The following is a 24,872-nucleotide window of genomic DNA, read 5'->3' as shown; positions in this document are numbered from 1 at the left end:
ACAGTCCGCATTCGCGAGCAGGCTCGCTCCCACAGGTTTACACAGTTCCCTACATCAAGCCTCCCAGCCCGCCTCACTCACCGCCACTTGCACCAGCGGATGCAAATCCGCCCCCTGATGCTCTGTTTGCCAGGCCAGCAATTCCTTGCGCATCCCCGGCGTCCAGTACATCTGCATATGGTTGCGCACGCCGAGCACCGCCGCTTGCCGATCCGGCTCGCTGGCGAAGTACTGGGCGATCTGGTTGGCCATCTTGATCAGGTTTTCAGTGCTCATCGGCGTACCTCCGCTTTCTCGCCCCGTGCCTGTTGGCGTTCCTTGAGCAAGCGGTGCTGTTCGTCACTGAATTCCTGGTAGCGTTTTTGCCACTCGGATGGGTGATAGACGCGGCTGACCTCCACGGCTGTGACCTTGTACTCCGGACAGTTGGTGGCCCAGTCGGAGTTGTCGGTGGTGATCACGTTGGCGCCCGATTCCGGGAAGTGGAAGGTGGTGTACACCACCCCCGGTGCAACCCGTTCGGTGACCCGCGCACGCAGCACGGTCTGGCCGGCGCGGCTGCCGATGCCGACCCAGTCGCCCTCGTTGATGCCACGGCTCTCGGCGTCGGTCGGGTGAATTTCCAGGCGGTCTTCGTCATGCCAGGCGACGTTCTCGGTACGCCGGGTCTGCGCGCCGACGTTGTACTGGCTGAGGATGCGCCCGGTGGTCAGCAGCAGTGGATAACGGCTGTTGACCTTCTCCTCGGTGGGCACGTAACCGGTGAGCATGAACCGCCCCTTGCCGCGCACGAATTCCTCGATGTGCATGGTCGGCGTGCCGTCCGGCGCCTCGGCGTTGCACGGCCATTGCAGGCTGCCGTGGCGCTCCAGTTCCGCGTAGCTGACGTTGGTGAAGGTCGGCGTCAGGCGGGCGATTTCATCCATGATTTCCGATGGATGCTTGTAGTTCATCGGGTAGCCCAGGGCATTGGCCAGGGCCACGGTGCCTTCCCAGTCGGCCTTGCCGCCCAGCGGCTCCATCACCTTGCGCACCCGCGAGATGCGGCGCTCGGCGTTGGTGAAGGTGCCGTCCTTTTCCAGGAACGAAGCACCCGGCAGGAACACGTGGGCGAACTTGGCGGTTTCGTTGAGGAAGATGTCCTGCACCACCACGCACTCCATGGCCGACAGGGCCGCGGTGACGTGTTGGGTATTCGGGTCGCTCTGGGCGATGTCTTCGCCCTGGCAGTACAGGCCCTTGAAGCTGCCGGCCAGTGCCGACTCGAACATGTTGGGAATGCGCAGGCCCGGGTCGGGTTGCAGGGTGACGTTCCACGCCTGTTCGAACTCGGTGCGTACCGCCACGTTGGAGATGTGCCGGTAACCGGGCAGCTCGTGGGGGAAGGAGCCCATGTCGCAAGAGCCCTGCACGTTGTTCTGCCCGCGCAACGGGTTCACGCCCACGCCTTCGCGGCCGATGTTGCCGGTGGCCATGGCGAGGTTGGCGATGCCCATCACCGAGGTACTGCCCTGGCTGTGTTCGGTCACGCCCAGGCCGTAATAGATGGCCGCGTTGCCGCCAGTGGCATACAGCCGGGCCGCGGCGCGGATGTCGGCAGCGGGCACGCCGCAGATCGGGCTGATGGCTTCCGGAGAGTTTTCCGCGCGGCTGACGAACTCGCTCCAGCGGGCGAAATCGTTGCCCTCGCAACGGGCGTCGATAAAGGCCTGGTCTTGCAGGCCTTCGGTGATGATCACGTGGGCCAGGGCGTTGAGCATGGCGACGTTGGTACCGGGGCGCAGGGCCAAGTGGTATTCGGCGCGGGCGTGTACCGTGTCCACCAGATCGATGCGACGCGGGTCGATGACAATCAGCCGTGCACCTTCACGCAGGCGGCGCTTGAGTTGGGAGGCGAACACCGGGTGCGCGTCGCTGGGGTTGGCGCCCATCACCAGCACCACATCGGCTTGCATCACCGAGTCGAAGCTCTGGGTACCGGCGGACTCGCCCAGGGTTTGTTTCAGGCCATAACCGGTCGGCGAGTGGCAGACCCGCGCACAGGTGTCGACGTTGTTGTTGCCGAACGCGGCGCGTACCAGTTTCTGCACCAGATAGGTTTCTTCGTTGGTGCAGCGGCTGGAGGTGATGCCACCGATGGAGTCGCGGCCGTATTTCTGCTGCAAGCGGCGGAATTCGCTGGCGGCGTAGGTCACCGCTTCGTCCCAGCTGACTTCCTGCCACGGGTCGCTGATGTTTTTGCGGATCATCGGTTTGGTGATGCGATCCGGGTGGGTGGCGTAGCCCCAGGCAAAGCGCCCCTTGACGCAGGAGTGCCCGTGGTTGGCCTGGCCGTTCTTGTCCGGAACCATGCGCACCAGCTGGTTGCCTTTCATCTCGGCGCGGAACGAGCAGCCCACACCGCAATAGGCGCAGGTGGTGATCACGCTGCGTTCCGGCTGGCCCAGTTCGACCACGCTTTTTTCCATCAGGGTCGCGGTGGGGCAGGCTTGTACACAGGCGCCGCAGGACACGCATTCCGAATCGAGGAAGTTATCACCGCCAGCAGCGGCCACGCGGGATTCGAAACCGCGACCGGTAATGGTCAGGGCAAAGGTGCCCTGGGTTTCTTCACAGGCGCGCACGCAGCGGTTGCAGACGATGCACTTGCTCGGGTCGTAGTCGAAATAAGGGTTGGAGGTGTCCTTCACGTCCTCCAGATGGTTCTCGCCTTCATAGCCGTAGCGCACTTCCCGCAGGCCGACCTGGCCGGCCACGGTTTGCAGCTCGCAGTTGCCGTTGGCCGAGCAGGTCAGGCAGTCCAGAGGGTGATCGGAGATGTACAGCTCCATGACGTTGCGGCGCAGGGTCGCGAGCTTCGGCGTCTGGGTGTGCACGGTCATGCCTTCAGTGACAGGCGTGGTGCAGGACGCGGGGTAGCCGCGCATGCCGTCGATCTCCACCAGGCACATGCGGCAGGATCCGAAGGCTTCCAGGCTGTCGGTGGCGCAGAGCTTGGGAATGGTGGTGCCCATCAGCGCCGCCGCGCGCATCACCGAGGTGCCTTCAGGCACGGTGATGCTGCGGCCGTCGATGTTCAGGGTGATCTGCACATCGCTTTCGCGGGCCGGTGTACCCAGGTCGAGAGCGCCCAAAGCCATATCGGTTTTCGGATCGAAGTAAGTGATCATTGCTCGGCCTCCGAGGCTTGCAGACCGAAGTCGGCGGGGAAGTACTTGAGGGCGCTGGCGACCGGATAGGAGGTCATGCCGCCCAATGCGCAGAGCGAACCGTATTGCAGCGTGTCGCACAGGTCCTTGAGGATGATCACCTGCTGATCACGACCGGCCTGATCCGGCGCGGCGAGCAGGCGGTCGATCACCTCCACGCCACGGGTCGAGCCGATGCGGCACGGCGTGCATTTACCGCAGGATTCCTCGGCGCAGAACTGCAAGGCGAAGCGCGCCATGTGCGCCATGTCGAGGCTGTCGTCAGCCACCACCACACCCCCGTGACCGAGCATCGCGCCGATGGCGGCGAAGGCTTCGTAATCCAGCGGCGTATCAAATTGCGAAGGCGGCACCCAGGCGCCCAGCGGACCGCCCACCTGCGCAGCCTTCAGCGGACGGCCACTGGCAGTACCGCCACCGTAGTCTTCCACCAGCTCGCGCAGGGTCAGGCCAAAGGCTCGTTCCACCAGGCCACCGTGACGAATATTGCCGGCCAATTGGAAAGGCATGGTGCCCAGGGAACGACCCATACCGTAGTCACGATAGAACTGCGCGCCCTTGGCCAGAATCAGTGGCACCGAGGCTAGGGTCAGCACGTTGTGCACCAGCGTCGGCTGGCCGAACAGGCCCTGCAACGCAGGGATCGGCGGCTTGGCGCGGACGATCCCGCGTTTGCCTTCGAGAGAGTCCAGCAGCGCGGTTTCTTCACCGCAGATGTACGCACCAGCCCCGACCCGAACTTCCATATCGAAAGCCAGACCGCTGCCGCCGACATTGGCGCCCAGGTAACCGGCGTCACGGGCGATGTTCAGCGCTTGGCGCAAGGTAGCCACGGCATCCGGATATTCCGAACGTACATAGATGTAGCCGAAGGTGGCGCCGGTGCAGAGCCCGGCAATGGCCATGCCTTCGATCAGCAGGAAGGGGTCGCCTTCCATCAACATGCGGTCGGCGAAGGTGCCGGAGTCGCCTTCGTCGGCGTTGCACACCACGTATTTCTGCGCCGCCTGGGTGCCGCGCACCGTGCGCCATTTGATCCCGGCGGGGAAGGCTGCACCACCACGGCCACGCAAGCCGGAATCGAACACGGCGGTGGCGGTTTGCTCACCGCCAATGGCGATGGCCCGTTTCAGGCCCTCGAAACCGCCGTGCGCCTGGTAATCGTCCAGCGACAAGGGCCGGGTGATACCGGCGCGTGCGAACAGCAGGCGTTGTTGAGTCTTGAGATAAGGCAGCTCTTCGACGAGGCCTAGGGCCAGGGGATGGCTGGCGTCTTTTTGCAGCGCATCGAGCACGGACGGCACATCGTCTGCAGTCAGCGGACCGAAGCCGATTCGGCCTTGCGGGCTGTCCACTTCCAGCAGCGGTTCCAGCCAGTACAGGCCGCGCGAGCTGGTGCGTTGCAGCTCCAACGGTAAATTGCGTTCCCTGGCCTGGGTGATCAGCGCCGTGGACACCTCATCGGCGCCCACGGCACGGGCCAGCGAATCACAGGGCAGATAAAGAGTCGGCATCACGCGTCCTCCCGGCAAGCATCAAGCAGGGCATCCAGACGCTCGGCACTGAGCCGCGCATGCACCCGGCCATCCAGCTCCAGAGCGGGCGAACAGGCGCAGGCACCCAGGCAATAAACGGGACGCAAACTGATGCTGCCGTCGGCGCTGCTGCCGTGGTCATCCAGTTGCAGGCGATCGCGCAACTGCGCGGCCAACTGCTCGGCCCCACGGCTCTGGCACGACTCGGCGCGGCACAAACGCAGAATATGGCGGGCCGGCGGCGAGGTACGGAAGTCATGGTAAAAACTGATCACCCCGCGAACCTCGGCCTGACTCTGGTTCAGCGCGTGGGCAATCTCGGGGATGGCCGCATCGGGGATATAGCCGATGCGCTCCTGAATATCATGAAGAATCGGCAACAGCGCTCCGGGAGTGCCCTTATGGCGCTCCAGCAGAGTGTTGACCACAGACAGGTGCAAACTCTCATCAGGCATTCAGCAATCCTCACGGTCACGGACAAACCTGGTGGTTGTCGGTTGTCCGAAAGTGTCGGCTGCGGCATTCACACCACGTCACGGTATCGTGGCAGGCCGTTGGCCAGGGCACCCTTGGCGGGCATCTTGTTGCGCCCGATGCGATCTGCGTCGCACCTCTACCGGGCATAAAGGGCAGCTTGCCACGCGGCTATTGATTGAACTGCACCAAAGCGACGTGCTCGGTTCTGCCTACGACTCTCCATTAAGTCTAGTTGAGCGGGGCACGGGAGCCTCGGCCAGTGGCTTAATGCCTCTATGGGCTTGTCGTGGTGGATGTATAGCAAGCATTACAGGCGGGAAGAAGCATCAGAACCCTGGGCAATTCTACGGAGCAGATGCAGGGGGGCTGACTCTGCAATCTCGATCGAGTATGAAGTCAGGCACAAGCCGTTCATTTGATAAACAGGGAAAGACCGATGATTGATTTCAACAACAAGGGATTCTTCAAACTCAAGCAAAACGACGAATACGCCGAACGCGTTTCCGCCCTGTTGATCGACGGCGAACACGTCATCGACGCCTACAAATCCATGCGCGACGGCGTGGTGTTCACCAACAAACGCATCATCTCGGTCAACGTCCAGGGCATCACCGGCAGCAAAAAAGACTTCACCTCATTGCCGTACAAAAACATCGTCGCGTACTCGGTCGAAACCTCAGGCACGTTCGACCTGGATTCCGAGCTGGAGATCTACTTCTCATCGCTGGGCAAAGTGAAATTCGAGTTCACCGGCAAGACGTCGATGGTGGAAGTTTCGAAGCTGATTTCCCAGCATTTGCTCTAACCACCACCCAATAAAAAGCCCCGAAACCCCGGGGCTAATCCCAAATACCCACCAACACACAAAACCCCTGTAGGAGCGAGCCTGCTCGCGATAACGCCAGCCCAGCAAACACCAATCCCGAATGCAGAGCTGCATAAGCAGCCCACCCACCCAAGCCAAACAATGCCAGCCAACTCACCCCAACCCCTGTGGGAGCGGGCTCGCCCGCGATAGCGCCAGCCCAGCCAACATCAATCTGAACCAGCCACCAAAATCACAAGCAACCCAACCCCACAGACACCAACAACTACTCTCCAGCCTCCGCCGCCGCCCGCTCGGATACCTGCTCAGAAGCCCGATCCCGAGTCAGCACCTTCACCGCATCATCCACCACTGCCTTACTCATCGCCGTCAAATAATGCGCAGCCCAAGCGTGGTAATCCGTGTCCCTGGCATAAGCCGCATCCTTGGTCAGCGCCTTGGCGAGAAACAGAAAATCAGAAGCCATGGCTAACGCATCGCCGAGCGGGACATCGCGAGTGACGTGGAATAGCGGTTGATCGGAACAGTAGATGGCGGGAGTTAAACCGATGGTTTTGAGTTCGGGTTGTTCGGTCATTGGCCACCTCCGAGGATGGAGAGGCAATGGGGGAGGGGGTTACGTGATTGGGAATTGCGTAGAGGGAAAAGCCAAACTTCAAACGGTTTGATACTGCGCATTATCCAACTCCTTGATATGAGGAGCTGCCACGTCCGTTTCCACACGAATGGGTGACAGCTGTGCGCAGGGTGGAAAACCGGGAATCAAGGAAACCGGCACGCCCGAAGACGTCCCACGCACAGCCGCCATAACTCACGCCGCAGGCATAAAAAAAGCGCCGGCAGACGTGATGGGGGCGCTGTTGCGCCTTGAATTACACGGGTTTCCACACCCGGTCGCTGAATTGGCAGCGACGGGTGGGAGGGTATCGTCCAGATCCTTTTCCTGCAACCTTCAAAGGCCTCGATCACAAACCATCCGAGACGAAAAATGTGTTGCGTCCTCGATTTGTTCATTGCGCGTGTGACAACCGCTACCCTCATAGTCACCTTTTTTTGGGGCCAAAAGGAGTCAGCTGGATGAGTCCAGAAATCAGGGGGATTAAATTTTTAACGTGGATTGTCATGTCGTAATTATCGCTCACGACTAAGCTCTCCTTGCACCCCAAGTGGTGAGCCGACGGGATGGTTTGATTGGCCGTTGCTGTGGTCTGGAAGTGGTGATTCGCACTGCCCGCGCTTAAGCGATTTTTTGATGTCGATGATACAATGGAGTCTGCTCGGCCTGAGGTGCCCAAGCCATAAATCTGACACCACACAGTTTGAACAGGTTGTGAACGACCCATAAATAGCATTTTAGAATAGTGTTGAGTTTTAGTGCTATACAGCTATAGGGATTAGATTTTGCATTTATTTTTGGTTATAAAGTTTAGATTTGTTGTGGGTGTATAATTGGAATGTTGAACGACTCATTAATTCGTGCGGCATTGATGGATCGGCTCAGAAGTGCTCATCCTCAGCCTAAAGCTCTTATTGAAGAATTGCGAGTTCATAATGGCAACGCTATTGCGGATGTGGTCGCAATCCATAGAGAAGCCCATTGTTATGAGATTAAGGGCGATGGCGATAAGGTTGAGCGGATTGCTCAGCAAGGTCTTTATTATGATCTCGCCTTCCGTAAAGTTACTTTAGTAACTACGTCGAGGCATATAGCCAAAGCAGTTAAAATCGCGCCAAGTCACTGGGGAATGCTTGAAGCAAAGTGCAATTCTGCGGGGAAAGTTGTTTTTAAGCCAGTTCGTCAGGCTCAGAAGAGCGTGGCATTTGACAAACAGATAGCGCTGTTAACGCTCTGGCGAAATGAGTTGTTTGATATTGCAAGCGGGATTGAAGATAAAATTCAAAATAAGATAAATAGAGACTCTTTGTCTGTTCTCATTTCCCAGGCTTTCGGGGCACAAGAGCTCAGCCTTACGATAAGCAAAGCTCTTGTTCTTAGAAGTCTTACAAAAGATCAAGCATGAAGGAGATATGGGAGTTTATTGTAGGTTTCAAAATGCTGCCGGGCATAACCGTCGATCCGAGTCCAGCTGCCTTTTCAACCAAATACAAATCGCCTTCTGAGTTGCCGTGTCGGAAAAAAGCCTTCGCTACAATAGTTGAGGCGATATCGTTGTATTGTTTGAAACCCCGCGGGTGCGTCTTAATTCCTCCGCCACGTACTATATAGTGTTTGTCTTCGTAAGAGTAAATCACCTTAGGTGCGGTAACGTTCAGCATGTTGCGCGGGTCAATGTCAGAGTCCGAGTAGTCGGGGCTCACAATGGTGTAGTCTCCGAAAATTATTTGATGCTCAGGGAGACCAGTAATGGAGTTGCGGTAGATGGCAATTTCGTTGCGAGTTAGGTGTATCTCATTATTGGTTGAGAGCACGTCACCAGCTACAGGAGGAAGTGTAGAACCCGTGATGATAATAGCTTCATATGCGTGATCTGCAGTTGCTGCTATGCAAAAGGCTCTTATTTGAGCAGAACGGGCCAGCGCATCAACTCCTTTGCAAACCCTATTGTCTATGATAAGGACCCAACGATCGTAAATGCCATTCCCCATCGATATTAGATGCAAAATATCTGTTCTGATTAAGTTGTAGCTGATGAGGTCTTCGCTGGAGATGCGTAAAGCGATTCGTTTGTTTTTTACAATCCTAGTAATCGCAGGAGTAAATACACACGCATTTCGATCATTTGTACGATCTACTCCAACAACTGGATTAAAGTTCAGGTTCTGAGCATGCATGCAAACTGCGAAATACTCATATCCGGGGCGTCCTCCGATGAGGATTGAGTCTGGAATATCATAGTCATCCACGAAGTACTCAGGTACGCCCTTCATGTTTAGGCAGAATTTTCGAGCGGCAGTCTCTAAGATTTTCGTTAATGTCGAATCATCTATGTCCTTTTTTAGCGGTAGATCGAAAAAAGGGACGATAAGCTGTTTTCTTTCCTTGCTAAGAGATTTAATCGCACCAAATTCATTAGCTTTGGCTTTTAGGAATGGCATGTACTTAGGCATCTGTGCTGATCATCCTTTTGACACTTGTCCCATGAATAACAGCATTGAAAATAGTATAGTTTCCTAAGTCATGCCTTACGAAACCTGCCAAGATTGCAGGGTGTATAGATAGCTTTTCCGCATCTTTAAACAAGTCTTGTTCATTGCGATGCCTCCGTACCGAAGCAGATCGCCAATCGCTACGACTGATAAAGGTCTCTTTAGCTAGCTGGTTTGCCTCGAGCTCAAGAGTGTCTTCGCCAAGATCCTCGAGGCAATCAAAGTGAGGATCATTAAGCTGATTATAATGAATTGAGATGTGAGCAAGTTCATGCATTAGGGTGAACCAAAAATAATCATATCTATCGTATCGTAATGTCATGCCGACTATAGGCGTCCCACATGGGAGCTTAAAGAATACCCCGTCAGTTTTCATGCCGGCAGTTTGAGGCAAATATATAAGCACGACGCCATGCTGCCAAAGCAAACTAGATATCGATTTTATATTTTCGACATTTAAAGATAATTTAGAAATCTCCTTCAATGATTCCCGGGTTAGACCTTGAAATTTTTGAACTTTTCCGGTGGAAACCACTATCTCAGCAAAGCGTTGAACCTGAGAAAGCCAGATGAATACCTCGGTTTCTTTATCTGTGCCGCTGCGCCTGAAAAGAGCGGTGCTCGCAGTTCCAGAAAGAAGATCTTTGAATATCAGAGGGTCATTAGTTCGCAGTTTTTTAGAGATTTCGGAATATGCGTTGAGTGCCTCCAAAAGGCTTTCAGGAGTGCAGTCAGATGTTGAGACGAAAAAGTCTTCGAGCTCATTATTGTCATCCATTTGCTGCTGCTCCGAATTCTTGAGCGGCTTCTTTAGCCATCTCGTAATAATCAAGACTCTCTTTTTTTCTTTCTGGGAAGCAGGTCATGCCGATTTTGTGGTAGTAAGCTGCGGCCTTTGGTAGTGAGTGTAACGAAAATCCAGGACGTAAGCCTAAGGTTTCAGTGGCATATTTAGATGCATACCTTATAAGATCAGAGCCGATGCCTTTGAAACGCGCCGTGCTCAGTGGGTTAGGCCTATTCCATGGCGCTACTGCGACGTATTCTATGTAGAAAATGCCTTGTCCATCTATTATGCTATCTTTAGGGTGATATATGAGGCAGGCAGCTTGGACTGCATCCTCAGCCAAATAGAAAAACCAATCATACTCCTCTGTACTATGATGGATTGCTTTAGCGGTCCATCTCCAGTGAGCATCCTCCATGTGCAGTTCCGATATTTTTTTTAAAAGCTCTGCTTCGCTAGATGTCGAGTTCTTTACGCAATAGAGTATTTCAACGTTTTTTGCGGTCCACTCCGTATCACATTTGCTGGCTAGCGCAATATCCCAACCGTGCAATAGTTGAAATGATACGCTATCGCCTACTGTGTTCGTTTTAACCCCGGAAACAAAAGCGGAGGCAGGGGGTGACGAAGCGATAAGAGATTTAATACTGTTTATATCCATATAGCACCGCGCTTCAAAAATTATGGAGTTTGTTGGGAATAGACGGGAGTTCTATCCTGGCGACGGCACAGTGTGTCCAGCGTGATGAAAAGGGTACGAAGTCCATTTCTTAGCCTTCAAAAATTTTCAATCAGCTGGCTATATAGCCATACCGAAATCTACCAGCGTAGTGGCATTATAGTATTGCCTTGGTGAAGCGGGTGTCTACGGCCAAGTGTGATTTGCTGATAGGTTGTTTTACACATCAGCAAATAACTCCTGCTATGCCTATCTAGCTAGGCAGGATAGACGGGAATTTGCAGTCGTGTTGCGTCGTACCCGGCGGGCTCGGGTGATTTGAGGCTCATCTGGTAAGTCATGACTGAAACGGCCTGTTTTTTTGTAGGAAAATCCTTGGCAATCAACTAGGCATTTACTAAGTCGGGTGCTGTGATGGCCAAGATGATGCCGAACGGCCGAAAAAGGAGGCCGATTTTTATCGGTTAAGACGCGGCGGCTAGCCCGGCCCGGCTGGGCACTGCGCTTTAAGGCGCCCGTTTTCTTCATTGAATATCTTTCAAGTAGTCCCTAAGCGCGATTAGCGATGCATCAAACTTTTCTATCGTCTGAGCACTGGCAAATTCCCCCGCCAACCTCCGCAACTCCCGCCCCAACGGCTTATCCACACCCCCAACAGCCTCCAACGCCAACCCCACACACTCACCCACCTTCACCTGAATCCCCTCAACATCCCCCCGCCGCACCAGCAACTCAAACACATCCCGCTGGTAATCACCCATCACCAAATCATCCCGCAAAATCGGGCTTGAACCTTCCGTTTCATAAGCCAGTTTCAGGGAGAAGAGGGCGACGGTTTCCAGTTGCAATTCCATGGATGAGTCCTTGTGAAAGGGTCAGGCGGGGTGAAGGGTAAAAAAGGTCAAAAGATCGCAGCCTTCGGCAGCTCCTACCAAGGGCGGCGCGGTGGATCACTTTTCTGCAGGCGAAAAAAAAGGCCTTGCTAAGCAAGACCTTTCTTAATTTTGGTGCCCGAGGGAGACTGGAGGGCACCATATAAATAAAGGCTTACAGGCAAGTAATACTATCAGGGATACAAGCAGGGATACAGAATCTACGCTGCTTCGCTATGCCGTCTCTGTTTGAGTCTTTGGAGGACCGAGAACGAGAGCTATCTGCCTCAGATCTTCCACCTTCAGATCGATTCCTTTGCCCTTTAGATTTTCTTCAAGATGCCCAAGGGTGTAAAGCGTGACATATCTCACTTCATCGGCCTGGATGATCAGCTCTTTTAGGTACCGGCGGTAGCGATAAGCGTTCATTTGATCTGCCGGTACGTAAAGGGAAACGCGCTTTTCCCTGAGCGGATCGTAGAAATTGAAGCTAAATCCTTCTCCGTAGCGCTTTATAGTGCCACCACCGAACAAGACACAGCCGTTTTCACCAATGTTGGCCGCTGTAATGTGACGGAAGTACGAGCGAAGCGGGATCACGCCAGATCCTGAAACCTGCAACGTCAAAAGATCGAACACTTCCTTAGACAGTTCAGATTTAGCGTTTCTGTAACTCTCCACCAAACGCTCCAGGTCTGTAGTTTTCGTAGGTCCCCGGAGCTTGTCGTTTGGTTCACTGCTAGTTCTACGAGCCCCTATCCCCTGACCATCTCCATCTATCTCATCACCGCCCATACCTGGACGTTCGCCTCTCGGTTTCTTTTCTTTCAGGCTCGGATCGAAGATGTCGATGTAGTCGTCCAGCTTGCGTTTGGATTCTCGAACGCTCGCTTCTTCCTCCGTCTCCCCTGGGCGGCTACTGTCTAGGTCCCCACTTGAACCATATTCAATCCACTCACAGGTGGGAGAGTGTTCATCCTTTGGGTTGGCACGGAAATGCGCAGCTTGCAGTATCGTAGTTTCTTGGGGATTCACGTCGTAGCTCACACCCGTGATCTTGGCTTCGAGCACTCTGCATTCTTCAGTTGTGCAGAGGAATGTGAAACGTGCGCGTGGTGGCTCCAGTGAAAGGTACTCCCGTCGTGCAGCGACAATCGACATTTCCCTTTCGAGTTCGACGCAGTAAGCGCGTGTAATGCGTTTATTCGTTTTCATTCGAGTAACATTCCTTGAACGGTCATCGCCTCTATTGGTGCTTTAGCCTTGAGCTGAAGCTAACGCAGTGAACCTATGAGAGCTAGAGTGAAAGGACGACTATTGGGGGCAGAGAGTCGGAAGGAGCGATCACCGTTCCATTTCTTGTCGAATTCTGCACCGCACGAGTTATCGAAAAAGCAGAGCTGAAACGAGGCAGTGCCCGCTCAGATGGCAAAACCAAGCCGATGTATCGCGGATGTAATGCGTACCAGTGCTTGGGCAAGTCAAAGACCATTGAAAGCACTATCGATTATGGGGCGACATAGGTCCTTGAGAATTTAATGTGGACGTGTACCTATGACTCGTCTGAATTTTAAAAGAAGAGCAGCCAGCGAGCCATTGTGAATGGTTAGCGCTTAGCTCCGTTTCTAGCTCAAGTTGAGCACCTGGAGGATGGTCTGGCAGAGTTATTAGCGTTGTCGGATAGCTATGATGGAGTAACCACCCATGTGATTTTTTTTCACGGTTTGGATGGTGACAAAGTGAAAACGTGGCTTTCAAGCAGCAAACCAAGTGAGCTGTGGCCGCGTTGGCTAGCAGCAGACTTTGCGCACATCGGCGTTTGGAGTGTTGGCTATGAGTCATCGGCAACAAAATGGCGGGGTGCTAGCATGCATCTACCAGATAGAGCTGAGAATGTTTTAGCACTTATGCTCGCCGAGCGTCGGCTCCAGGATGGAAATCTGATTTTTATTGGTCATAGTCTTGGCGGGCTTGTAATAAAACAAATACTAAGAAGTGCTCAACGAGATGCATTAAATAACCATAAGGTCGAGTCGTTTTTACATCGTGTGAGACGTGTAGCGTTTCTTGGGACGCCGCATCTTGGCGCAGGGCTGGCACAACTAGCAAAATTAATTACTCCGCTGTTTCGGCGCTCCTCCTCTACGAAAGCGCTCGAACGCAATGATCCGAATCTGCGTGATTTGAACCATTGGTACAGGAAATTCTGCGTTGAAAGTAATATAGAGAATTTAGTACTTGTTGAAACAAGGCCAATACGAATTCTTGGGGTGAGTTTACCAGAATATTTAGGTCAAATTGTTCTTCCGGATAGTTCTGATCCAGGAGTGGGTGTTACACCTATACCCATCGATGCAGACCACATTCAAATATCTAAGCCTGCTAGCAGAGCATCGGAAGTTTACGTCCATATTGGAGAGTTTGTTAATAGAAATTTTGAGCGGCTACATAGCGGCTCCATCATCACCCAAAGTGTGCGAGAGCAAGTTGAGGTTATTGGGGTTCTCGTTGAGAAAACAGAAAGCCAAACCAAAGCGATTGAAGATGTGGGAAGGGTAATAAGCTCCGTTGAGAGTATTGTCTCAAATAATAAAGTCGCACTTGGGGCGTCGAAAATAGTTGATGGTGAAGCCAATGGTAGGCTTGATACCATTAAGAAGTCGCGATTGTTTGTCGGGTATAAATCAGAGTTACAATCGAAAAAGTTGGCAGAAAGTGTGCGGTTTGGGGATTTGGTTGGGGTTTCAGCTATAGTGAAAGTTGAGATTCTGAGTTGGTGCGCCCGTTTTCTCTCAGTATTTGATATACAGTTAGCGCGTGACCTGCTAGAAGTAATCGGTGATACGTATGCTATTGATGAGACCATTATTGCCAAAGCATTTATAGCAGGGCAGACGGGTGATATAGCATCCGCTTTAGCGCTTTTAAATGATTTAACGACGCCAGTGTCAAGGTCGGCCGCATTTATTTTGATGCGGAACATTAGTGGGGCTGCTGAGGCACTAAAGTGGCTTGAAAAGTCAGAGATGACTTTGAGTGATCTGGATTCAGATGGGAGATTTTTTTTAGTTCAAAGCTTCGTCGAGATTGAATCTTGGGATGATGCATTGAAAATGGTTGATAGTCTGACTGAAGAAGATTACAACTCTACCCCGGCATTAGCATACTTAGCTGCTCTTGTTTATCTAGCTCAAGCGGTCCCTTCAGAGTTAAGAATTTTAGTACATCAGACCCCTCCTTTTGAGGCCCGGACGTTTCCATTGGCGGGTGACCAACAGGCATTACTATTCAGACGGAAGTCGCAGGATTTTTTTGAGAAAGTCACTCGCTACGCAACCACTTTGAATCTGAGTTTTATAGCAGAGGTGGCAAGTGATAGTGCGCTATGGCTAGCGCTTAGAGATGCAGAGTGCTCGGATCAAGCTCGTGTAGAGCTTGAAAAGAGTATGAGAGATCGAGATGCGTCTCTTAGGCGCGTGCCCCTGGCGATTCAGTTTGGTTTGAATGTAGACGTAGTTGCTGTAGAGCGGGAAATCGAGCGAAGAACTACATTGAGCGGTGGGAAGTCATCTGACGCTGCAGTTGCACGATTTGCATTAGCATTCAAGCAAAATAGTCCGAGGGAGGTTGCCTTATATATTGATCGACATAGAGCCCAGTTGAGTGAGCATTTAAACTACAAATCTGTTGGGTTTTTAGAGATTGATATGTTAGTTCAATCGGGGCAAAAAACAGCTGCGGAAGCTCGGATTAAGGACCTCATAGAAGCTGGTTTGACAGACTTTGAAAGGAAGAGAGTTGAGCGGTTAGTTTTTGAAGCCTCCGATACTGATTTGGTCGCGCAGCGTATTTCTTTGTATGAGTCAAGCAGGTCAATTACTGATTTACACAACATTGTTTCAATTTTGGAGGAGCAACAAGACTGGGATAGATTAGCAAATTATTCTCGTGAATTACTTTGGCTTACTCGCGATATTAAGGACGCAAGGCGTTACGGTCGGGCGCTATATAATTCTGGAAGAATTAATGATGTTCTAGAGTTCTGTGACGAATATTCTATATTTTTAGATCAGTCAGAAGAGCTTCAGAAAATTCGCTGTTGGAGTCTTTATGAGAGTGGTCGGCTGGTTGAAGCGCGCAATGCGCTGTACTTGCTTAAAAGCAGTTTCAAGGAGTCGGAGCAAAGTGCACTCACGATTAGCATCGCTGTAGCATCAGGCGATTGGGAGTCCCTTCAAGTTAATGTCGAGGAAGAGTGGCGGTCGAGAGATAGTCGATCTGCGATGGATTTAATTCGCGCGGCAAAACTTGCTCAACTTATAGTTTCACCTCGATTGAAAGAGCTGGTGTTTGAAGCTGCGCGTAAAGGCGAAGATGATCCGAAAATTTTATTAGCTTGTTATGGGATTTGGACTGAGTGTGGATGGGAGGACGGGGATGTAGCATTCGGGTGGATGCAGGCTGCTAGTGAGCTGTCAGATGAGGACGGGCCGGTAATTGCAATGTCTTTGCAAGAAGTGATGGACAGGCAGCCTGATTGGGAGGAGCAAACCAAACAAGCATACAAAAAAATGATTGAGGGTGAGGTGCCGATATTTGCAGCTGCAAAGCTTCATAATAGGAATCTATTGAATTTCTATCTCGCTCCAGCGCTTAATAATTTAGATCAGATTGATGCTAGGAAGCGCAGTGTGATTTTCTCATTTTCCGGGGCGCGGCCCGTAAATACGTCGAATCCTGATCGCGTTGTAATGGATGTTACTGCACTGCTAACATCTGAATTGTTAGGGATGCTGGATTTGATTATTGGCTCCTTCAGCGTTGTCGTGATTGCTCATGGAACATTAAGGTTGATATTTGATGAGAAACGCAGTTTGTCGTTTCATCAACCAAGTAAAGTGCGAGAGGCGCATGATCTAAGACAATTAATAGCTGCAGGGAGAATTAAGCATTTCGAACCGACTATGAGAGCGTCGACGTCCCTCTCAGCAGAAGTTGGGGAGGGGTTGGCGTCAATGCTAGCCGTGGCATCTGCTGAACTTCCGAGTGGTGTCCCACAGCGTATTGTGGTCCACCCCGGCCCAGTACATCGGGTCGGTAGTCTCGTACAAGAGGCAGCGAATCTTACGGACTATTCGGCGTATCTTTGTAACTGTCAGGCGGTAATCGACAAGCTGGTGGCGCATGGGGTCTTAACCGCAACAGAGGCAAGCGTCTCAAAAAACTTTTTCTCATCTCGTGAACAAACTTGGCCTCAGGCAACGGAAATAGCGGACGCAGCTCATTTGTATTTAGATGATTTGGCGGTTTCTTACTTTCAACATTTAAAGTTACTGCCAAAATTGTCCCGGTCTGGCCTTACTGTGTTTGTCTCGTCTCGTGAAGTTTCTGAGTCTGATGAGTTGATTAGTTATGAGAATCAAGCTTTACATGCTATTTCGGTACTTGAAAATCTCCGATTAAGAATTAGAGATGGAATAAACTCCGGGAAAATTGTTGTGGGTCCGATTTCTCGGGGTGCGGAAGATCAAAATGATGAATCGATGCGTGCTCATCCGTGCTTGGATGTTCTTAAGCTAACGGGTGTAGCTGATGCGATCATATCTGATGATAGATATATAAATAAGTTTCTTGCCTTGGAAGACGGTGGTGTGTCGCATAGTGTTCTTACAACAATTGACATTCTACAAATTTTTTCTTTGCGCGGGATACTAACTAATATTCAAGTTTCTGAGTTTAAAACCCAGTTGCGTCGTATGGGGATGGCGTTAATTCCTGTTGATGGCTTTGAATTGAAGTACCACTTATCGGAGTCAAAAGTTGTCGATGGCCAGGTAATGGAAAATGCTGGTTTAAAAGCCATTAGAGAAGCTTTGCTTAGAGTACGAATGTCTGACATTTTGCAGCTTCCTAAGGAGCTGCCTTGGCTAAATGCAATTTTCGAAGAGTGCTATGCAGTGATGAGATCGCTATGGGATGAAGATGCGGATCAGATCATTTCTATTGCTTGTTCAAATTGGCTTTTTGAATTAATGGATATAAGAAAGTGGTCGCATCGACTTTCAGTGGTTGACCTCGATGTCAGAGGGCGGTTTGAAGCGCAGATGATGGCTCTAATGATTCTTCCAAATCATAAATCCTCCTCTGTCCGTGAAAAATATTCAAATTGGTTGGAAGGGCGAGTATTGCGAAAGCTGAAAGAGGAGGAGTCGGATCTCTATAATAGTTTGCTAAATCGGGCCTCAAAAGTTATTGAGCATGGGGTCAAGCAACAACACCATCAGGGGGAAAGCCATGAGTAGTGAAAAATATTCTCCCTTAATGGTTCAAGCCGCTTTGAATCTATTCCCATCAATTATAAAAAGATCACTTTTAGATTGCTCGGAATTCACTGATCGTCTGAGTGTTGAAACTACCTCGCGACTTTCTTTAAGCGATCTTGGGGTGTCTTTTGATAGTAAGATTTTCTTCGGCGCTGTTTCCTCTGTTCTTTCAGAGCCGGGTTCAAAATCAACAGTGTATGACTCAGAGAGTAATGAGTGGGCATTGAGTGTCGAAGTAGATGAGGGTGTTGAGTTTACGTTGCTGTCATGTGGTGAAAGAAGGGCGAGGCTTCCTTATTTTTGGCCGATATCGCCTAACGCACCTATTCGTAGGGCTGGGCTTGAAAAGGAGGCTAAATTAATTAATCTGAAAGGGTCGGTGTTGCAATATTGGAAGGAACTAATCGACGCTGCGCCTCTAAGTCTCGATGATTTCAATTCTTTTCGACATGACATTTCTTTAACTCCATTACGGTTTGCTGAGTCATTAGCCGCGAAACTGGTTCGTGATGATTGCAGTATTACCGACTTGGTTCCTCTAGATCTTGCGTATTACGAAGCGTTAGTTGGTTTGCCGTTTGAGGGTGAGGATCTTTCGAGCTACTCTGAAAGAGAGGTAAAACCACAGCTAGATCAGCTATTGAATTGGGACTCTATACAAGGCCTGCAGTATTCGTTGCTCTTTTCCTGTCATTCATGTTTTGTTTCAAATATTGATCTTACGGGTTTTGAGTTAAAGGATTTTTTGTCGGTATTAGAGTTTGTTAAGAATGAAGGGGATATTTTTTCTAAAGTTGGTGCGGTCGAGCTTGGTCTCGCAAATGTTGAAAGGTGGCCCGAGGTTCAACCGTTCATACTGAGTATTATTGATGAGTTGATCAATGATGATCCAGAAGATTTGCGCGGGCGATTTACATTTATCTCTTCACTTGTTGTACTAGTGATAGGGGAACTGGCGAGGACTAAGGCTTTTTCAGGTAAGCCTCCATTCTGGGTGCGTCTTGCTGCAATAGCACATGCATCTCAAATTGAAAGGGTCTACGTCGCTGCTCAAGCAATGCCAGAAAATTTTCAAAGTTTTGTATTTGAGTCTCGAGGGCTGTATTTTTTTATGCAGTCGCTTCTAGATATGCGGCTGGAACCTAGGTGGCAGCCTGATTTTGTTTCCCCGGCGCAACTTAAGTTTGAGCTTTTGGGGCGAGTCGCAAGTGCGTTAAGGCTTAGTCAAGAAAATCTCAATTTGCCACGCTTGACAGCTTTAGCAGTAGAGGAGGTTAAGGGTAAGAGTACGATTTTAAAATTTCCTGAATCTTTTCTTCCTGGTCCCTTAGAAGGCGGCGTTTCTTCCATTTTGCAAATGCCAGAAGAGGTATTGGCAGGTCTGGAAGATCAGCTTACGTCTGATAGCATTAGCCTTGATTCTTTTAATTCGCTGGTTAATAGTTCCTTAATTTTCAATATCACTGCTGATCATGCGCGACTTGCAGCAACGGCGCTAAGAAAAGTTAAGTATCAACTGGAGCAGTCAGGAAGTCGAAATAATATCTTCGCTCTTATAAGTGGCCTCGCTACTGTTGCTGCTGTGACTAGAAGTAAAGAGCTTGCAGGCGAAGTTAGAATATTGAGTAGGGTTACAAGAAGGCGGAAAGATTCAGAGATATCTGCAGAAGATGAATTAAGAATAGCTCTTGTAGCTGTGGCTTCAGTTTCGGATCTTGATGAGTGGTCAAGCTTTTTGGGTGATTGGTTAACGGAAATTTCTTATGAGGCAGAAGTCGGTGCGCAATCCTCTCGTTTGTTAGCTAGTCTCCAAGTAATTATTGGTCTAATGCCAAGTCTCGCGATCACGTGTTCTAAAGCTGAGGCATCATTATCTATCAGCTCTTGTTGAATTTTTTTGGGGTCTAGTTGTTATGGTGGTTCTTTATTAAGTGTTTAATTAATAAAGACGGACATTTCTGCAGAAACTTCAGCTAGAGGAAACCTGCGAGTCTGGTAACCCGTGTAGGGGCCCCCCTCAGGGAGGACCCGTAAAATCTGACCGTACGACTCCTTCGCCTGGGAGGAGTCGGACACATCAGATTGGCGGATCTGGAGCGATCCGTCGCGTCCGTTCGCGCTGAAGGTTCACTCCGTGAAAAGGGGCGAGGGGAACGATAATCCATAGGTAGCGAAAACACGGTGTTCCATGTGTTCCATGTGTTCCAGAAACGCTGGACGCCAAGTAAATAAAGGCTCTCGGAGGTGGAACACCAAATGCGATAAACCGGAACACCAGCTACGCGGAACACGTTTGGTGTTCCGCGAGTGATGTTCCGGTTTAGGGAGGAGGAGCGTCACGACTGATAGTCGCGACGCGGGCAATCAAGCGGCGATCAGTTGCTCAACGGAGATTTCACCTGCCTTCGCAGTGACCGTATCTACATTGATTGACCTCGGTCCGAACGGTACATGCAGTGGTACGTAGAGGTCAGTTAGAGAGCTCGAACGCCCCATCGCCTTTTCCGTCGCGTGCAGGTGTGCTGCGATGGCGGCGAAGTCCTGAGCTGCCTTGTCTAGGCGATCGGCCCACATGAACCGTGCTGCACGTAGCTGCTGGTGTCGCAGATCTTTCAAGGTCTGGTTACTCTCTGCAATTGCTGCTTCGAGCTTTTTCACTTCATCTTTCAAAGCTTGCGTTGCAGTTGCAATGCCCCGCTTGTCACGAGTTGCTTCTGCAAGCGCCTCTGAGGCTTGTCTGAGCGCCTTTTCCGCTCGTTGTTCTTCCGCGTCATCCCCATCGCTCAACGCTACGGAGTAGCTCGCTGCCGCTTGCTTTTCGACATATTGAGCCTTTTCAATTTCAGTACGTTTCTCTTCTTCCAGTCTTTCGAGTTTGCTCGAAAGCTTGGCGCGTTTGTCTTGCTGCTTTCGCAGATCGTTCTGCATCTGGCTGATTTCTTTCTGCGCCTTTTTTATGTTGCTACCGGCAGATCGAATTCCGTCTTCCCAATCGATCAACGTTTGCAGCCGTCTGATCTCGGAAGCATGGCGAGCTATTTCGGATTTCGCGTTGCTGAGAGCATTGATCACGTCATGTGGATATGGAGCACGATTGTGACGCGTCTGCGCATAGAGGCTCTTGGCTTCCTTGGCCGCTGTAGTGAGTTTCGGCAGTTGCTTTTCGAGTTGTTCCATCTCGATTTGGTGTTGCTTGATTTGCTTTTGGTAGTCGCTCATTAGATGTCTTCCATTTCAGATTTTGATATTCGTTCGATTGGATTCCGGGCGGGCCAGACCCGAAGCGGCCGGCAGCTCTCCTCGATCCGCCAACTTCACGCGGCTTCGGTTTCAGAGGAGAGGAGGGCGTTGGCATGCACCACGTACGCTCTTGTTTTGGCGAGCCCAGGGAGCCGCACCGATTGCGCTGCACGACCTTCCGCGCTGGCTTCCAGAATCCCGCGCTCGATCAGCTCCCGATTGACCAGAGTTAGGCTCATGCCTTTGAACACCTCAGCCCTCCACGCAGTGGGCAAGAAGTAGTAGGTGACTAGCGTGTAAACGCCATCGCCCATACCGTGTTCAACTGTGCGCCGGAAGCCGAGTCGGTCTGTGGTCCGCGGTGCGTGATCGTCGGTTTTGGCGGCAAGTCCGTCCCAGCGGGTGAAGCGGCTTTCACCGAATCGCTCGATGACTTGCTGCAACCGACTCACAATGGCGTCACCTTCCATGTTCCCGGCGCCGCCGCGCTCTTCGAGCCAAGCATTGAGGCAAACCTGCGCCGCTGTGGTCGCGGTGCCTTCCGGCCAGCCTGTTACACCAAGTGCAGTTGCCAGTTCACCAGCGGCAGCGGCAAGACCGAAGCGAGCAGCGGCACGATGCGCCTGACCGCTGGCGGAAGCGGGGAGCGCCTTGGCAATGAAGCGCTCCACCGTGCGCCGCAGGATGGCGGTCCAGCCGACCATTTCACCGGGCTTGCACAGCGCTGACAGGAACGCGCTAAGCGGCGTACCGTAGTACTTGCCTACGCGTGCTTTGAGCGCGTCCGACAAAGCGGCGGCATCTTCGAATCCGTTCAGCACGTCGAACATGCCCAGCCCTTTGCTCGCATCAGCAGGCACGGCGAGCATGCGGATTTCCATTCCCGCCTTTAGCTCCTTGTTCGCATCGGCCATGTGCTGCGCGAGCGTCTTCTCACCGGTCGAAAGAAACAGCAAACGCCACTCTTGCACCTGGCGGCCTGCTTGCCCTCGATCATTGGCGCGAGCTTTGCCCGTACCGTTGCCGAGCATGTACACCGTTTCACCGATGATGCGCGGATCACACATACCGATTTCGTCGAGTACCAGGACACCGTCCGAATGCGCGGCGGCAATCGACTCCAACGCGTTGTCAGTGGAGCGCCACGACCGGACCAATCGTGGCCCGCCGTAAACTGACGCGGCGACTTGTAGGTGTGTCGTCTTGCCGCCGGAGCTGTCGCCATAAAGATGGAAACCACCTGATTCATGACCTAGCAAGTGCAGCAGTGGACCGGCAAAGGCCACGCTGACGACAAACGCCAATCGGTGATTACCAACGCAAAGTGCACCGATTTGCTGCTGCCATTGTTCGAGCGTCCCTGCCTCGTTGATAGGTGGCAGTTGGGCCCCGGAATCGCAGAAAAAAAGATGCTCGTGGCTGTTGCCGATCTGCTGGTCTGGCAGCAAATACGCAGGTCCGTGCCATCCCAGGCGAGTGACCAAGCGCGCCCGTTCGTTGCTGTCGAACCCTTGCAGATAGCTTTGAAGATCGTTGCGGGCATTGCGGCCGGAGCGGGTTCCTGGCAGACGCAAACCCATATCTACCAGTGGTCCCAAGACATCCTTGCCGAAGTCGCCGGTCATGTTGCGAGCGGGAATGTTCCAGCGTTTTTTAGCTCCGTCCGGGTCGTCGAACTCAACCAGCAAACCCCAGTTGTGGCCCTTGTCGTCACGGGTACGAGCGAGGATCTCCAAGGATGAGCAAACCGGTCGCGACTCACCATCATCGCCGGTATAGAACACACCTTCGGGGGCCAATCGAAAGCCGCCGGGCAGCAAATCGGTTTTTGATTTTGCCGGTTGCTTAGCTGCGACTTTCGGTTGTGCGGGCTCGGCGGTTGATTCGTCAGCAGGAGAGACGAAAAGACAGCCGTCGCGCTCCAGCTCCGCGACGTGCGCCGCCGTCCAGCCCTTAACGAGCGCGTCGGCAGCGTCGTCCCCTTCGTCCCATTGACCACCTTTGGTGAAGGCTGCGCGATCGTTCTTCAGTGTGGGCTTGCGCTTGAATACATCGAGAGCAATGAACCGCACCGACTCGGCGCCGATCTCGTGCAATGTTCTGGCGACGTCTTCCATACACGTTTTGCCGCTGCTGTCGTTGTCCGGCCAAAGAACTACCGAGCGACCTTTGAGCGGTGTCAGGTCAGCCTTGTGCCAAGAGTTCGAGCCGTTCGGCCAGCACGTGGCCACGTAGTCCGGCATCAGTTCGCCTGCCGCGTCGGCGGCTTTCTCGCCTTCGCACAACACGACTGTTGCGGTGTTGCGCTGAGCCAGTTCTTCCAGGCGCAGCAGTGGGCGCGGATCTGGCAGGCCTTGCCAGCGCCATTGCGTGGTTTGGCCGTCGGAGCGCTGGCACCAAGTTAGCGGAGCAAAGACCTTCTTCGGCTTACCGTCCTCGTCCAGGCCAAGGTCGAAGCGGTAAAGGGCCATGAGTGGCTGACCGTCTGCATCCCGGTAGATCCAGACCTTTGAAGGAGCGCCGTGCTGTCGATGCCTTACGGGGCAGCGTTTCATGGCTTCGGCTGGGATCGGCTGTATGGCCAACCACGTCGGCGCTTTGTCCTTGCTGGAAGGTGGCGCCGATTGCGCTGCACCTGCTGTCACGTTCAGCAGCTCGGTCAGCTTGGCACAGGCCTCGACATCGGTGCCGCCGCCTAGGTAACGCACCAAATCAATGAGGTCACCGCCCTTGTCGCCCGTGGCGAAGTCGGCCCACGTGCCTTTACTCAGGTTGACCTTGAGCGAACCGGCACGTTTGTCGCTGCGGGTCGGATTTGGGGCGGTGTATTCCTTGCCACCGTCGACGCGCTTGCCATTGGGCAACCAGTTGGCGAGGACACGCTCGATCTCTTTGAGCGAGGCGGCTTTCACGTCGGCGAAGCTCGGACGTTTCGCGTTGCTGAGGCGCTGGCTCATGTGTCGGCCCTCGGCAGAAACAGTGTGTCAGTGACCTCATCGATCAGCGCTTTTGCCATTTCACCGAGGTACAAGGCTGGCCAACTGAAGCGTTCGCCTTGGTCGCTCATGGCGGCATCGAGGTTGAGTTGGTTGGCGTGATGCTGCAGCTGAGAAACCATCTCCAGCGCGGTCTCCACTGGGATGCCAGCATTGACCCGGAACAGCTTAAGGTCGGAGGAGTCGGCCCGCGAGAAAGTAGTACGGCCAAGCGTGGTCAAAGTGGTCATAGCGCACCGCCTTTCTGGTCCACCGGGACAGAAGTGGTATCACCATGCATAGCGAGGGTTTTGATCAGGCCGAGGGTGCCGCGAACGTCCCAAATGACGGCGGCGATGACATGATTGGCTAGTCGTGATTCGCCTTCGAAGTGGTCCTCAAGCAGCGTCAGCACCGAATCGGCGCGATCAATCGCGCAGGTGATGGCATCAATCGGTACACCGGCCCCAGCGCGATGGCTGACGGTAAGGATGTCTTCGGGCAACGCAAAGCTCAGGGCGTTGTTCATTGGGCACCGCCTGCGGCTTCGAGAGCGCGAGCTTTGGCCATATGGGCGTTGTAGCGGGCAAGACGTGTGGCAAGACTGGAGTTGGCGTGTAGAGCGGCGAGAGCCATTGCACGGTGTGCAGCGGCGCGATTTTTGGACGGAATGAGAGCGTGCATGGGTGGAGCTCCTTCTTAAGTAGGAACTGCCACGATTCGTCGCCAAACGAATTGGGGTGGCAGCTGTGCGCAGGTTGGCGAACCGGGTAAGAAGGAACCCGGCAGACCCGAAGGTCTCCCACGCACAGCCGCCATAAAGCAGGAATGCGGGCACAAA

18 protein-coding genes are annotated in these 24,872 nt (G+C 52.7%); 4 read left to right on the top strand and 14 right to left on the bottom strand.

Annotation, left to right across the window (positions count from 1 at the left end):
- Window positions 1–54: 54 nt before the first annotated feature.
- The 4 genes from ABTV29_RS26350 to ABTV29_RS26335 are packed head-to-tail and all read right to left on the bottom strand — an operon-like array spanning window position 55 to window position 5,199.
- Complete coding sequence (locus ABTV29_RS26350) at window positions 55–276, bottom strand: formate dehydrogenase subunit delta (protein ID WP_433767492.1); 222 nt, start codon at window positions 274–276, stop codon at window positions 55–57.
- Window positions 273–3,170, bottom strand: coding sequence for a formate dehydrogenase subunit alpha (gene fdhF, locus ABTV29_RS26345; protein WP_433767491.1), 2,898 nt, complete (start codon window positions 3,168–3,170; stop codon window positions 273–275). Before fdhF ends, ABTV29_RS26350 begins: the two co-directional genes overlap by 4 nt.
- On the bottom strand, window positions 3,167–4,723 hold the full coding sequence (locus ABTV29_RS26340; protein WP_433767490.1) for a formate dehydrogenase beta subunit: 1,557 nt from the start codon (window positions 4,721–4,723) through the stop codon (window positions 3,167–3,169). The genes fdhF and ABTV29_RS26340 overlap by 4 nt, the downstream gene beginning before the upstream one ends.
- Window positions 4,723–5,199, bottom strand: a complete 477-nt coding sequence (locus ABTV29_RS26335; protein WP_175388693.1) for a formate dehydrogenase subunit gamma — start codon at window positions 5,197–5,199, stop codon at window positions 4,723–4,725. Before ABTV29_RS26335 ends, ABTV29_RS26340 begins: the two co-directional genes overlap by 1 nt.
- A gap of 458 nt (window positions 5,200–5,657) precedes the next feature.
- Between ABTV29_RS26335 and ABTV29_RS26330 the strand changes: the two genes are divergently transcribed.
- Window positions 5,658–6,026 (top strand): PH domain-containing protein, encoded by a 369-nt coding sequence (locus tag ABTV29_RS26330; RefSeq protein WP_095193791.1) that lies wholly within the window; start codon window positions 5,658–5,660, stop codon window positions 6,024–6,026.
- A gap of 286 nt (window positions 6,027–6,312) precedes the next feature.
- On the opposite strand, the gene ABTV29_RS26325 is transcribed toward ABTV29_RS26330, so the two are convergent.
- Complete coding sequence (locus ABTV29_RS26325) at window positions 6,313–6,624, bottom strand: DUF3077 domain-containing protein (RefSeq protein ID WP_433767489.1); 312 nt, start codon at window positions 6,622–6,624, stop codon at window positions 6,313–6,315.
- Window positions 6,625–7,501: 877 nt separating this feature from the next.
- Here ABTV29_RS26325 and ABTV29_RS26320 point away from each other — a divergent pair.
- A complete protein-coding gene (locus ABTV29_RS26320) occupies window positions 7,502–8,068 on the top strand; it encodes a sce7726 family protein (protein ID WP_433767488.1) in 567 nt (188 codons plus the stop codon).
- Here the strand turns inward: ABTV29_RS26320 and ABTV29_RS26315 are convergent.
- From ABTV29_RS26315 to ABTV29_RS26295, 5 genes are all read right to left on the bottom strand, one after another.
- Window positions 8,049–9,116: a beta family protein gene (locus ABTV29_RS26315; RefSeq protein ID WP_433767487.1), complete on the bottom strand. Its 1,068-nt coding sequence runs from the start codon at window positions 9,114–9,116 to the stop codon at window positions 8,049–8,051. The genes ABTV29_RS26320 and ABTV29_RS26315 overlap by 20 nt on opposite strands.
- Window positions 9,109–9,933 carry an ImmA/IrrE family metallo-endopeptidase gene (locus ABTV29_RS26310; protein WP_433767486.1) on the bottom strand — a complete coding sequence of 275 codons (825 nt, stop codon included), beginning with the start codon at window positions 9,931–9,933 and terminating at the stop codon, window positions 9,109–9,111. The genes ABTV29_RS26315 and ABTV29_RS26310 overlap by 8 nt, the downstream gene beginning before the upstream one ends.
- Window positions 9,926–10,603: a hypothetical protein gene (locus ABTV29_RS26305; RefSeq protein ID WP_433767485.1), complete on the bottom strand. Its 678-nt coding sequence runs from the start codon at window positions 10,601–10,603 to the stop codon at window positions 9,926–9,928. Before ABTV29_RS26305 ends, ABTV29_RS26310 begins: the two co-directional genes overlap by 8 nt.
- Before the next feature lie 542 nt (window positions 10,604–11,145).
- Complete coding sequence (locus tag ABTV29_RS26300; protein ID WP_433767484.1) at window positions 11,146–11,475, bottom strand: hypothetical protein; 330 nt, start codon at window positions 11,473–11,475, stop codon at window positions 11,146–11,148.
- Between the two features lie 252 nt (window positions 11,476–11,727).
- Window positions 11,728–12,708 (bottom strand): ATPase, encoded by a 981-nt coding sequence (locus ABTV29_RS26295; RefSeq protein WP_433767483.1) that lies wholly within the window; start codon window positions 12,706–12,708, stop codon window positions 11,728–11,730.
- Window positions 12,709–13,361: 653 nt separating this feature from the next.
- Between ABTV29_RS26295 and ABTV29_RS26290 the strand changes: the two genes are divergently transcribed.
- Window positions 13,362–17,795, top strand: a complete 4,434-nt coding sequence (locus ABTV29_RS26290; RefSeq protein WP_433767481.1) for an esterase/lipase family protein — start codon at window positions 13,362–13,364, stop codon at window positions 17,793–17,795.
- Entirely contained in the window at window positions 17,788–19,707 is a 1,920-nt protein-coding gene (locus tag ABTV29_RS26285; RefSeq protein ID WP_433767480.1) for a hypothetical protein, read from the top strand. The genes ABTV29_RS26290 and ABTV29_RS26285 overlap by 8 nt, the downstream gene beginning before the upstream one ends.
- A gap of 473 nt (window positions 19,708–20,180) precedes the next feature.
- On the opposite strand, the gene ABTV29_RS26280 is transcribed toward ABTV29_RS26285, so the two are convergent.
- The 4 genes from ABTV29_RS26280 to ABTV29_RS26265 form a co-directional block, all read right to left on the bottom strand.
- Entirely contained in the window at window positions 20,181–21,035 is an 855-nt protein-coding gene (locus ABTV29_RS26280; protein ID WP_433767479.1) for a hypothetical protein, read from the bottom strand.
- Window positions 21,036–21,130: 95 nt separating this feature from the next.
- Window positions 21,131–24,013 carry a DUF927 domain-containing protein gene (locus ABTV29_RS26275; protein ID WP_433767478.1) on the bottom strand — a complete coding sequence of 961 codons (2,883 nt, stop codon included), beginning with the start codon at window positions 24,011–24,013 and terminating at the stop codon, window positions 21,131–21,133.
- The gene (locus ABTV29_RS26270) at window positions 24,010–24,282 is read right to left on the bottom strand and encodes a DUF3077 domain-containing protein (RefSeq protein WP_433767477.1); all 273 of its coding nucleotides are present in this window, start codon (window positions 24,280–24,282) and stop codon (window positions 24,010–24,012) included. The genes ABTV29_RS26275 and ABTV29_RS26270 overlap by 4 nt, the downstream gene beginning before the upstream one ends.
- Window positions 24,279–24,560, bottom strand: coding sequence for a hypothetical protein (locus ABTV29_RS26265; protein WP_433767476.1), 282 nt, complete (start codon window positions 24,558–24,560; stop codon window positions 24,279–24,281). The genes ABTV29_RS26270 and ABTV29_RS26265 overlap by 4 nt, the downstream gene beginning before the upstream one ends.
- Window positions 24,561–24,872: the final 312 nt, after the last annotated feature.

This window comes from Pseudomonas putida, assembly GCF_050989985.1.
GTDB classification, from domain to species: Bacteria; Pseudomonadota; Gammaproteobacteria; order Pseudomonadales; family Pseudomonadaceae; genus Aquipseudomonas; species Aquipseudomonas putida_AI.
Note: the sequence above shows the minus strand (reverse complement) of the source record. Positions and strands in the feature narration are given on the sequence as shown.

Excerpts from the sequence above, each read along its gene's own strand:
- ABTV29_RS26350 (WP_433767492.1), bottom strand. The coding sequence starts at position 276 with ATGAGCACTGAAAACCTGATCAAGATGGCCAACCAGATCGCCCAGTAC.
- fdhF (WP_433767491.1), bottom strand. The coding sequence starts at position 3,170 with ATGATCACTTACTTCGATCCGAAAACCGATATGGCTTTGGGCGCTCTC.
- ABTV29_RS26340 (WP_433767490.1), bottom strand. The coding sequence starts at position 4,723 with ATGCCGACTCTTTATCTGCCCTGTGATTCGCTGGCCCGTGCCGTGGGC.
- ABTV29_RS26335 (WP_175388693.1), bottom strand. The coding sequence starts at position 5,199 with ATGCCTGATGAGAGTTTGCACCTGTCTGTGGTCAACACTCTGCTGGAG.
- ABTV29_RS26330 (WP_095193791.1), top strand. The coding sequence starts at position 5,658 with ATGATTGATTTCAACAACAAGGGATTCTTCAAACTCAAGCAAAACGAC.
- ABTV29_RS26325 (WP_433767489.1), bottom strand. The coding sequence starts at position 6,624 with ATGACCGAACAACCCGAACTCAAAACCATCGGTTTAACTCCCGCCATC.
- ABTV29_RS26320 (WP_433767488.1), top strand. The coding sequence starts at position 7,502 with ATGTTGAACGACTCATTAATTCGTGCGGCATTGATGGATCGGCTCAGA.
- ABTV29_RS26315 (WP_433767487.1), bottom strand. The coding sequence starts at position 9,116 with ATGCCTAAGTACATGCCATTCCTAAAAGCCAAAGCTAATGAATTTGGT.
- ABTV29_RS26310 (WP_433767486.1), bottom strand. The coding sequence starts at position 9,933 with ATGGATGACAATAATGAGCTCGAAGACTTTTTCGTCTCAACATCTGAC.
- ABTV29_RS26305 (WP_433767485.1), bottom strand. The coding sequence starts at position 10,603 with ATGGATATAAACAGTATTAAATCTCTTATCGCTTCGTCACCCCCTGCC.
- ABTV29_RS26300 (WP_433767484.1), bottom strand. The coding sequence starts at position 11,475 with ATGGAATTGCAACTGGAAACCGTCGCCCTCTTCTCCCTGAAACTGGCT.
- ABTV29_RS26295 (WP_433767483.1), bottom strand. The coding sequence starts at position 12,708 with ATGAAAACGAATAAACGCATTACACGCGCTTACTGCGTCGAACTCGAA.
- ABTV29_RS26290 (WP_433767481.1), top strand. The coding sequence starts at position 13,362 with ATGCATCTACCAGATAGAGCTGAGAATGTTTTAGCACTTATGCTCGCC.
- ABTV29_RS26285 (WP_433767480.1), top strand. The coding sequence starts at position 17,788 with ATGAGTAGTGAAAAATATTCTCCCTTAATGGTTCAAGCCGCTTTGAAT.
- ABTV29_RS26280 (WP_433767479.1), bottom strand. The coding sequence starts at position 21,035 with ATGAGCGACTACCAAAAGCAAATCAAGCAACACCAAATCGAGATGGAA.
- ABTV29_RS26275 (WP_433767478.1), bottom strand. The coding sequence starts at position 24,013 with ATGAGCCAGCGCCTCAGCAACGCGAAACGTCCGAGCTTCGCCGACGTG.
- ABTV29_RS26270 (WP_433767477.1), bottom strand. The coding sequence starts at position 24,282 with ATGACCACTTTGACCACGCTTGGCCGTACTACTTTCTCGCGGGCCGAC.
- ABTV29_RS26265 (WP_433767476.1), bottom strand. The coding sequence starts at position 24,560 with ATGAACAACGCCCTGAGCTTTGCGTTGCCCGAAGACATCCTTACCGTC.